Raw genomic sequence first — 9338 nt, forward strand, 5'->3', positions numbered from 1 at the left:
CCGGTCGCGCGGCGGCGGGCACCTGGCAGCTGTGCGACCGACGTGGCGGACTCCATCACGACGTACGCCAGGGCCGCGGCACCGCTCACGGCGATCGTTCGCAAGGCGGTCCGCCGAGTCAGGTCTCCGGCACGAGGGCGCTGCGGCCGACCCCTGACATGGAGCACTGCGAGCGGTACGGCGGCGACTGCCGACGCAACGTGCACGTCGAGGGCACTGATGCCGGCAACCTGCAGTGGCCCCAACGTGCTGTGCGCAATGCCCGCAGCCAGGCTGACCGCGACCGCCACAGCGAGAGCAACCGCGAGGGCGTGCCTGCGTCGCCGGCGCAGCCCGCGTCGCACGATCACGGTCTTCCACGGGGCGAGCACGAGAATGCCGAGGCCCAGAACACCGTGCAGGACGCTGACGGCCCTGGATGCGACAGGACCGGAGACGCCGAAGTCCAGCCAGCCTGTCGCGAAAGCACTCGTCAGCAGCAGCAGGAGCGCGATGTTGGTCCGCCTGCCCGGGCGCGACAACACGACCATCGTTCCAGTGTGCCGCGACCTTGGCCGCTCACTCACGCCAGCGCACGAGTACCCGAGGAGGCGCCACGCTGCCGCTCAGCCTCCACGTGGGTTGGACTGAGCCACAGACGAACTGAGCCGTATGCCGCTGAGCTGGCTCAGCGGCATACGGCTGGGTCGAGCTTCCTCCCGCCCTCCCAACCCAAGCGCGCAGGCCTTCCCCTCTGGGTTCGGTGGCTCACCCCGCCAAACCGACCCCTGCGGACGGACAGCAGTCCGTCGCCGCTCACAGGGACCGCTGGGAGCGGGGACCAGTGAGGATCAGCAGCATTCCACGCGGGGCGCCATGGCGTCGCAGCACTGACGAGGACCGAGTTCGGCGAGGGCCATGCCGGCCACGACGAGGAGTCCGCCAGCCCAGCCGAGCCAGCCAAGGCCGGACTCGCCGAGGGCAGTCGCGATGACCGCGGCGAAGACAGGCTCCATGGTCATGACGACGGCGGCAGTCGTCGCGGTGAGAGCGGACTGGGCCCAGGCCTGGACAGCGAAGCCGATGCAGGTGGCAACGATGCCGAGGTAGAACGCGGCCTGCCAGGCGGCCAGGGTTGTGGGGACGGTGATGCCGTCAGCGCCGACCGCTGCGACGACACCGCAGAGCACCGCTGCGACCGTGACGCTCAAGGCGGTCATGCCGTAGGCGTTCTCCCGGGTGGCCCACTGGCTCAGCCCGGTGATGTGGACGGCGAAGCAGGCGGCGCCACCCAAGGTGAGGGCTGCCCCGAGCGAGGACGGGGCGCTCACGCCGCCGGCCAGGACTGCGATGCCCAACGTGCAGAGGGCGACCGCGGCCCAGCCGGCAGCCCCGATGTGCTCCTTGAAGAAGACGGCTGCGACGACGGGGGTGAGGATGACGGCTGCGCCGGTGAGGAATCCCGAGACCCCGGCAAGGGTGTGCTGCAGCCCGGTGGTCTGGAGCAGGAATCCGGTGGCGAGCGCGAAGCCGAGGGCTGCGGAACGCCTCCGATCAGGCCGGGTCAGGCGCGTCACCGCCCGTGGGCGTATCAACAGGAGCGCGACGGCGCCGATGCCGAAGCGCCAGGTGAGGAAGGAGGCGGGGTCGAGCTCGTCGAGGGAGTCCTTGGTGACGATGAAGGTGGAGCCCCACACCGCGGTCGCTGCGACCAGCCCTGCGGTAGCCGGGAAAGTCCGCTTCACAACTCCTCCTCCGACCCGTATGGGCCGGCCCTCGACCTCAGGAGCCCCCGGTGCCAGCGGCAGGATGGACTCCCAGCTCGCCGAGCAGGCTCGTGACGCGCCGTCGGATCTCGTCGCGGATGGGGCGCACGGCATCGACGCCCTGCCCGGCGGGATCGTCAAGCTGCCAGTCCAGGTAGCGCTTGCCCGGGTAGAACGGGCAGGCGTCCCCGCAGCCCATGGTGATCACGACGTCGGAGGCTTGGACCGCCTCTGGGGTGAGCAGCTTCGGCGTCTCGGCGGAGATGTCAATGCCGTCCTCGAGCATCGCCTGCCGGACCGCCGGGTTGACCGTGTCGGCGGGTGCCGACCCAGCCGAGCGCACCTCGACGCGGCCTCCGGAGAGGTGATGGGTGTAGGCGGCGGCCATCTGGGACCGACCGGCGTTGTGGACGCAGACGAACAGGACCGAGGTATGGGCGGCGCTCGTCATGGCTTCTCCGTGGGCTGAATCGATTGGTGCGGGTAGCGATTTCGCAGCGCCAGCGAGACGTACACGAGGCCGACGAGGACGGGGACCTCGATGAGGGGACCGACGACGCCCGCGAGGGCCTGTCCAGAGGTGACCCCGAAGGTGGCGATGGCGACGGCGATGGCGAGCTCGAAGTTGTTCCCGGCGGCCGTGAAGGCGAGGGTGGTGGTCCGCTCGTAGGTCAGGTGCAGCGCCTTGCCGAGCAGGTACCCGCCGCCCCACATGAGGGCGAAGTAGGCCAGCAGCGGCAGAGCGATCCGGGCGACGTCGAGCGGGCGGCTGGTGATCTGTTCGCCCTGCAGGGCGAAGAGGATGACGACCGTGAACAGCAGCCCGTACAGCGCCCACGGTCCGACCTTGGGCAGGAACGACCGTTCGTAGGCAGGTCGGCCCCAGCGCTTCTCGCCGAACCGTCGCGACAGGTACCCGGCGGCCAGCGGGACGCCGAGGAAGACGAGGACCGACGCGCCGATCTGCCATGGAGAAACATCGATCCCGGCCTGATCGAGACCGAGCCATCCCGGCAGAAGCGTGAGGTAGAACCAGCCGAGAGCGGCGAAGGCGACAACCTGGAAGAGAGAGTTGAGCGCGACGAGCACAGCCGCGGCCTCGCGGTCGCCGCAGGCGAGGTCGTTCCAGATGATCACCATGGCGATGCACCGGGCCAGGCCCACGATGATGAGCCCGGTCCGGTAGGCAGGCAGGTCGGGCAGCAACAGCCAGGCCAGGGTGAACATCAGCGCCGGACCGACGAGCCAGTTCAGCACGAGGCTCGCCACGAGCATGCGCCGGTCGGTCACGACGGTGTCGAGCCGGTCGTAGCGGACCTTCGCCAACACCGGGTACATCATGATGAGCAACCCGAGCGCGATCGGCAGCGAGATCCCTTGGACTGCAAGGGAGCCCATCGCCAGGTCGAGGTCAGGCACGAGCCGGCCGAGGGCGAGCCCCGCCGCCATGGCGGCAATGATCCACACCGGCAGGAACCGGTCCAGCGTGGACAGCTTGCCCCCGACACGAGGCTCGTGCCCGACCCGCAGCTCGGTCTGGGTCATGCCCGCACGGCGCGGATGATGGCGGACTGCGCGTGCTCGTGGACCCGGTGGGTGGGGCGCACCTCCACGTCGGTCCACCCCGCCCCGGCGAGGGCGGCGCGGTACTCCTGCTCGGTCAGGGCGCCGGCGATGCAGCCGGTGTAGGCGGCCAGGTCGGCCCGGGTCGCCTCGTCCATGTCGACGTCGGCAAGCACGTCGGAGACCGCGAACCGCCCACCGGGACGCGTGACCCGGGCCGCCTCGGCCAGCACGACGTCCTTGTCTGCCGCGAGGTTGATGACGCAGTTGGAGATGACCACGTCCACCGAAGCGTCCGGTAGGGGAATCTCCTCGAGGTAGCCGTGCAGGAACTCCACGTTGGCCACGCCGGCGTCGGCGGCGTTCTTCCGGGCCAGCTCGAGCATCTCCGTCGTCATGTCCAGACCGATCGCGCGGCCCGATGGCCCCACGCGACGCGCCGAGATGAGGACGTCACCCCCTGCCCCGGAGCCGAGATCGAGGACCGTCTCGCCCTCGTGCAGGTCGGCGACCGCAGTCGGCACGCCACACCCGAGGGAGGCCTCCACGGCCGCGGTTGCGCCCTCCGCCTCCTCCTGCGAGTAGAGGCCCGAACCGAAGACGACGGTCCCCTCCGCGGTCACATTCCCTTCCAGCGTGCTCGGCCCGCAGCACGACCCGCCCGACCCGCCCGACCCGCAGCAGGGTGCTCCGGCAGCGACCGTTGTCAGCTGTCGGGCGGACTCGGCGTACCGCTGGCGCACGATCTCGCGGATGTCATCATTTGCGGTCACGTGGACCACTCCTTCTTGAATCGATGGATGTCGATACAGCCAGAGTGGCGCATTGCTTCGATGTTTGTCAATATGGAGTGGTGGTGATTGAGATCCCAGTCGAGGACATCAGCGCGACGTGCGCGCCAGGCTGCGACGAGCCCGCCCTGTCGGTGGCCGACGCCGAGCGGACCGCTGCCGTCCTCAAGGCGCTCGCCGACCCGGTGCGTCTCCGGCTGTTCACGGACATCGCCATCAAGCCCGGCGAGACCTGCGTGTGCGACATGCCCGACGTCGGCGTCTCCCAGCCCACCGTCTCGCACCACCTGCGCAAGCTACGCGAGGCCGGCCTGATCGACTCGGAACGGCGCGGCACGTGGGTCTACTACCGAGCGACCGACCGCGGCCAGGACGTCCTTCGCGCGGTCCAAACCCTCAGCTGAGCCCGGTACCGCGACGCCCACTTTCCGTTCTGACGCTGCTCAACGTCAGCTGCGCGCGGTGATGGCGGTAGTGCTTGGGCGCCCACTCGAGCAGGTCCTGCCGCGTCATCCACGCGGTGAAGTAGGGGTCCCAACTGGGCGGGACACTCATCCCTCGCCCCAGCTCCGTCTCGGTCGCACCATCCGCCCAGCCGAGCAACCATTCCGTGTCCCGCGCCATCCAGCGACGGGCTCGCTCGAGCCCCAAGAGCCGGGCACCGCCGACGCTGCCGATGTAGTTGACCCACTCGTACGGCGCCGTCGCCGCCGCGAGGACTCGCGCGTATCCGCGAGCAACCGCACCGGGCAGGCGCGAGAATCCGCCCATCACCGGGACCATGACTCGGGCGATGCGCTGGCCGAACCACATGTGGAAGAGCAGCTCCCGGTTGGACCACTTGGTCCCCTCGGACGGTCTGTCGAGCTCTTCACTCGGTGCATGACCGACCAGTGCCTCGAAGTCCTCCCGCATCCACTCCAACGCCGCACGCAGTTCCGGGCTGAGCGCCATGCCACCAGTGTGCGCCGTCGCCGTAGGACTGAGCCACAGACGAACTCAGCGGTATGCCGCTGAGCTGGCTCAGCGGCATACCGCTGAGTCTTGTTTCCTCCCGCCCTGTCTGACTTGACCCGCTGCTGCGAGGATGCGCACCTCGTGCTCGGCGGCCGTGGCAAGGACGTCGAGGTCCGGGTAGAGGCCGGCGTCCCCCTCGGCCAGCACCTGGAACCCGCCCGCGTACGACAGCGCGCCGACGCCGAGGGTGATGTTGCCCATGAGGTTGAGCAGGGGGAAGACCTCGAGGACCGGGACTCCGGCGAAGGACAAGGGCTGCCGGGGACCGACGATGTCGGCGCTCAGCAGGTTGACCCGTTTGCGGATGATGAGCCGGAGCATGAGCCCGCTGAGGATCCTGTTTCTGAAGACCGCGCCCATCGAGGGGTGCGCGAGCGCCTTCGCCCTCGACGTCCCCACCGTGATCCGGTGAAGTCGCTCGACAGGGTCGGCCACCCCGACCGGGAGCTCGACGGCCATCTGGGAGATCCGGTTGCCCAGGCCGGCGTCGCCCTTCCCGCGGCGAAGTGAGACGGGGACGAAGATCGCGAGGGTCAGGTCGTCGACAAGCTCGCCTCGACTGGTCAGCAGGGCACGCGCCCCAGCACAGATCATCGCCAGGAGCACGTCGTTGACGGTGGCCCGGTTCGCCTGGGCCACGGCCTCCACGTCGTCGAGCGGGGCGCGGACGAACGCCAGCCGCCGGTGCGGACCGACGAGTCCGCCGAGGCTCGTCGCCGGTCCCGGCTCGCCGGAGACGAGTTCACGCGTCGCCCGCCACGATTCCGCAGCGGTCCCAAAGACGTGGCGAGGGCGGCGGATCGCGCTGACGGCGCCATGCAGGGAGTCGGCGCGGCGGCGCAGGCCGTCGCCGAGGAGCTGCCACCGAGACGGCTCGGGTGAAGGGGTCCACGCGGTCCTTGCGCCAGCGGCGGTCGGGACCGGGGCGGCCAGCAGCGCTGCCAGACTGGCCACCCCGGAGACCCCGTCGGCCACGACGTGGTGCAGCCGCACGAACATCCCGACCCGGCCCCCGGCCAGCCCGGGCAGGAACCACATCTCCCAGAGTGGTCGCGTCGGATCGAGGCGCCGGCTCCGGATCTGCTCGACGGCGTCCAGCAGCCCGGCCTCGTCACCGGAGGGAATCGGCGGCGCCAGCCGCACGTGCTGGCTCAGGTCGAAGGCTGGTGCATCGGCCCAGAACGGCCCACCCAGTCCGCGACGCGGCACCCGGAGCACCTGGCGCAGGCGCGCCAGCGCGTCGATCCGCTGAGCCATGGCCTCCCTCGCCCAGTCGATCGGGAAGCGGCCATCGGCATCGAGCACGCCGGAACAATCCAGGATGAGAATCGCGCCTACGTCCTGCGGCCAGACCTTGTCGGACAGCAGCAGGAGCCGGTCATCGGGGCTCAGCCTGTCGATCGTCATGACTGCCACCTCCGACATCTCATCGACCAGCATCCTCAACACGCGGGACCGCGAACAGGGTCGAACGGCCCTTGTTGGCCGCGAGCTCGCGTCCCCACGCTGAGCCCATGGGCGCTCCAGAGGTCGCACTGCAACGAATTGTCGCCCGAGTGCTGGCCCGATGGCCGACCGCAGGACTGGCCGTCGCCGTGATCCGCGACGGAGAGCCGATCTGGTTCCACGACCACGGGGTCGCCGACGTGGCGACCCGGGCACCGGTCACCCCGGACACTGTCTTCCGCATCGGTTCGCTCACCAAGACCTTCACCGCGGTCGCGATCATGCAGCTCTGGGAGCGGGGGCGCGTCGACCTCGACGCTCCGGCGAACGAGCACCTCAGGACCTTCCGGCTGCGCCTCATGCGGCCGGACCTTCAGCCGGCAACCCTGCGCCACCTGCTCACCCACACTGCCGGTGTCGGCTACTGGCGACGGCTGTCCGACCTGCTCCACCCCGCCTCGGGGGCGGGTGTGGAGGCGCGTCGACTGGTGCCGCTCGGTGAGTACTACCGCCGCGGACTGCCGCAGGAGGTCCAGCCCGGCACCAAGTGGGTCTACAGCAACCACGGCTTCGCCGCGCTCGGCCAGGTCGTGGAGGACGTCTCCGGCCAGACACTCCGCGACTACCTGCTCGAGCATGTCCTCGACCCGCTCGGGATGGACCACACCGACCTCGTCAGGTCCAACCGTGTGCGGCCCGCGCTGGCGACCGGGTATGTCGTGCGCGCCCGCGGGCTCGTGCCCGTGGCCGACCGGGAGGTCCCGACTCCCGGCGGCGGTGGCCTCTACTCGACCTCGGCCGACGTGGCTCGCTACGTCGACTGCCTCCTCCACGGCGGCGCGGGTGCACGCGGCCGGATCCTGCAGCCGCAGACCGTGGCGCAGCTGTTCTCGCCCCAGTTCCAACCAGACGTGCGCCTCCCCGGCATGGGGCTGGGCTTCAACCTCGGCGCCGAGGACGGGCAGCGCACGGTCGGCAAGGACGGCGTGGTGTCGGGCTTCCTCGCCGACCTGACCATGGCCCCGGGGGCAGGGGTCGGCGTTGTCGTCCTGGCCAACACCGGCGGGCTGAGCGGCCAAGGGGCCCCGGTCCCCCTCGGAACGACCCTGCTGCGTCAGCTCCTCGGGCTGCCCGAGGACCCAGTGCGCACCGACATCCCGCCCCGACCGGACGCCTGGGCCGAGCTGTGTGGATGGTACTCACCTGCCCCGGGTCCGGTGACGAACCTCTTCGCTCGAGCCTTCATGGGCGCCGGCGCCGAGGTCGTCGTCGACAACCACCGGCTCGTCCTCAAGCCGCTCACCCCCGTCCCGGCCCTTCGAAGGGGCATGCCACTCCATCCCGACGACCCGGACGACCCGCAGCGGTTCCGAGTCGACCTCTCGGAGCTCGGCATGGGCACCCTCCCGGTGGTCTTCACCGGCACCGAGGACGACGGTCAGGCCCGGCGGCTGTGGCTGGACCTCATGGCGTTCGACAAGCGCCCCGACGTGCGCAACCCCCGTCGCCTGGCGACAGCCAGCGTCCTCACCGCGGGTGCGGCCTTCCTCGCCGCCCAACTCGGGCGTCGCGGTACCCGTCCAGACGAGCTGCCCTGAAGGAGAAACGATCATCATGCGAACCAGACACAACCAAAGGAGGGACTGGCCGAAGCGCATCCGGCTTCGCGATGTGTCCCTCTACGTCGACGTCGTCGGGCGCGGCGAACCGATCGTGCTCATGCACGGCGGACCCAGTGCCGACCTGTGGACCATGGGTGCCTTCCGGAGACTGGCCGACCAGTTCACGGTGGTCCTCTACGACCACCGGTGCAACGGGCGCTCGACCGGCCCTCCCGCGTTCACGATGACCTGGGACAACCTCACGGCTGACGCCGACGCGCTGCGCGAGCACCTCGGCTTCGAACGGTGGGCCGTCCTCGGCCACTCCTTCGGCGGCCACGTCGCCCTCGAGTACGCCCTGCGGTACCCGGAGCGAGTCTCGCGGCTCGTCCTCGTCGACACGGGCGCGGATGCCCGCTGGTCCCGCGAGAACTCCCTCCGGGTCCTCGCCGAGCGCAGCTACAGCCCGGCCAAGATCGAGTTGGTCCGGCGCTGGTTCACCGGTGAGTTCGAGGCGCGCGAGTACCTGCCGATCTTCTGGCGGATCAGCAGCGCCTACATGCCTAACCACGGCTTCCGCGGCATGGTTCGCGAGCTGGCCGAGGGCGGCTGGCGCTCGCGAATACGCCCCGAGCCCTTCCTGTTCGCAGGACGCTCCCTCCTCCCGGGCTGGTCCGTCGTTGACCGTCTCGGCGAGATCACCGCCCCGACGCTGGTCATGGCAGGGCGCGAGGACTTCCTCTTCCCACCGGAGTGCCAGCGCGAGCTCGTCGAAGGGATTTCCGGGGCGCAGCTCGCCCTCATCGACGAGGCCGGCCACAACCCCCAGGACGAGATGCCGGCCGAGGTGATGGCCGTTCTGCGCCCGTTCCTCGCGGGGGCACTCGACCGCAACCAGACCACGGGCGGGTGACCGCCTGCGGGACACCTTCCACGCCTACGACGCGTTGTGCACCTCATCGAGACGTGGTCGTAGGGTCGTATTCCTTATGGACGACCACAGCTTCGGCCACGCAGTCCGGGACCTCGTCTCCCGCGACGCGGACCTCGCGCGCATCGTGCACGAGCACGGCCGGCCAGTGCTGTGGACCCGGCCGCCGGGCTTCCCGGCCCTCGTCCTGTTCGTCCTCGAGCAGCAGGTGAGCCTGGCCTCCGCGGCGGCCGCCTACTCGCGT

The 9338-nt window shown here is 70.2% G+C and carries 11 protein-coding genes; 4 read left to right on the top strand and 7 right to left on the bottom strand.

All coding sequences use genetic code 11. The features are described from left to right. From VIR15_RS03250 to VIR15_RS03270, 5 genes are all read right to left on the bottom strand, one after another. The coding region (locus tag VIR15_RS03250; RefSeq protein ID WP_331926037.1) for a hypothetical protein at positions 1–530 on the bottom strand (530 nt) is incomplete at its 3' end. Positions 531–830: 300 nt separating this feature from the next. Further along, positions 831–1724, bottom strand: coding sequence for a DMT family transporter (locus VIR15_RS03255; RefSeq protein ID WP_331926038.1), 894 nt, complete (start codon positions 1722–1724; stop codon positions 831–833). Positions 1725–1761: 37 nt separating this feature from the next. Beyond that, a complete protein-coding gene (locus VIR15_RS03260; RefSeq protein ID WP_331926039.1) occupies positions 1762–2196 on the bottom strand; it encodes an arsenate reductase ArsC in 435 nt (144 codons plus the stop codon). Further along, positions 2193–3290, bottom strand: coding sequence for an ACR3 family arsenite efflux transporter (gene arsB / locus VIR15_RS03265; protein ID WP_331926040.1), 1098 nt, complete (start codon positions 3288–3290; stop codon positions 2193–2195). Before arsB ends, VIR15_RS03260 begins: the two co-directional genes overlap by 4 nt. Next, on the bottom strand, positions 3287–4081 hold the full coding sequence (locus tag VIR15_RS03270; protein WP_331926041.1) for an arsenite methyltransferase: 795 nt from the start codon (positions 4079–4081) through the stop codon (positions 3287–3289). Before VIR15_RS03270 ends, arsB begins: the two co-directional genes overlap by 4 nt. A gap of 83 nt (positions 4082–4164) precedes the next feature. Here VIR15_RS03270 and VIR15_RS03275 point away from each other — a divergent pair, with 83 nt between their 5' ends. Then, a complete protein-coding gene (locus VIR15_RS03275) occupies positions 4165–4503 on the top strand; it encodes an ArsR/SmtB family transcription factor (protein ID WP_414654907.1) in 339 nt (112 codons plus the stop codon). Here VIR15_RS03275 and VIR15_RS03280 read toward each other — a convergent pair. Further along, positions 4496–5053 carry a DinB family protein gene (locus VIR15_RS03280; RefSeq protein WP_331926043.1) on the bottom strand — a complete coding sequence of 186 codons (558 nt, stop codon included), beginning with the start codon at positions 5051–5053 and terminating at the stop codon, positions 4496–4498. The genes VIR15_RS03275 and VIR15_RS03280 overlap by 8 nt on opposite strands. Positions 5054–5122: 69 nt before the next feature. Then, the gene (locus tag VIR15_RS03285) at positions 5123–6523 is read right to left on the bottom strand and encodes a wax ester/triacylglycerol synthase domain-containing protein (RefSeq protein WP_331926044.1); all 1401 of its coding nucleotides are present in this window, start codon (positions 6521–6523) and stop codon (positions 5123–5125) included. A 107-nt stretch (positions 6524–6630) separates the two neighbouring features. Between VIR15_RS03285 and VIR15_RS03290 the strand changes: the two genes are divergently transcribed. The 3 genes from VIR15_RS03290 to VIR15_RS03300 form a co-directional block, all read left to right on the top strand. Further along, positions 6631–8160, top strand: a complete 1530-nt coding sequence (locus VIR15_RS03290; RefSeq protein ID WP_331926045.1) for a serine hydrolase domain-containing protein — start codon at positions 6631–6633, stop codon at positions 8158–8160. Positions 8161–8176: 16 nt separating this feature from the next. Beyond that, positions 8177–9076, top strand: coding sequence for an alpha/beta fold hydrolase (locus tag VIR15_RS03295; protein ID WP_331926046.1), 900 nt, complete (start codon positions 8177–8179; stop codon positions 9074–9076). Between the two features lie 76 nt (positions 9077–9152). Next, on the top strand, positions 9153–9338 hold a 186-nt coding region (locus tag VIR15_RS03300; protein ID WP_331926047.1), incomplete at its 3' end, for a hypothetical protein.

It is taken from the genome of Intrasporangium sp., from assembly GCF_036566125.1.
Lineage (GTDB): Bacteria > Actinomycetota > Actinomycetes > Actinomycetales > Dermatophilaceae > Intrasporangium.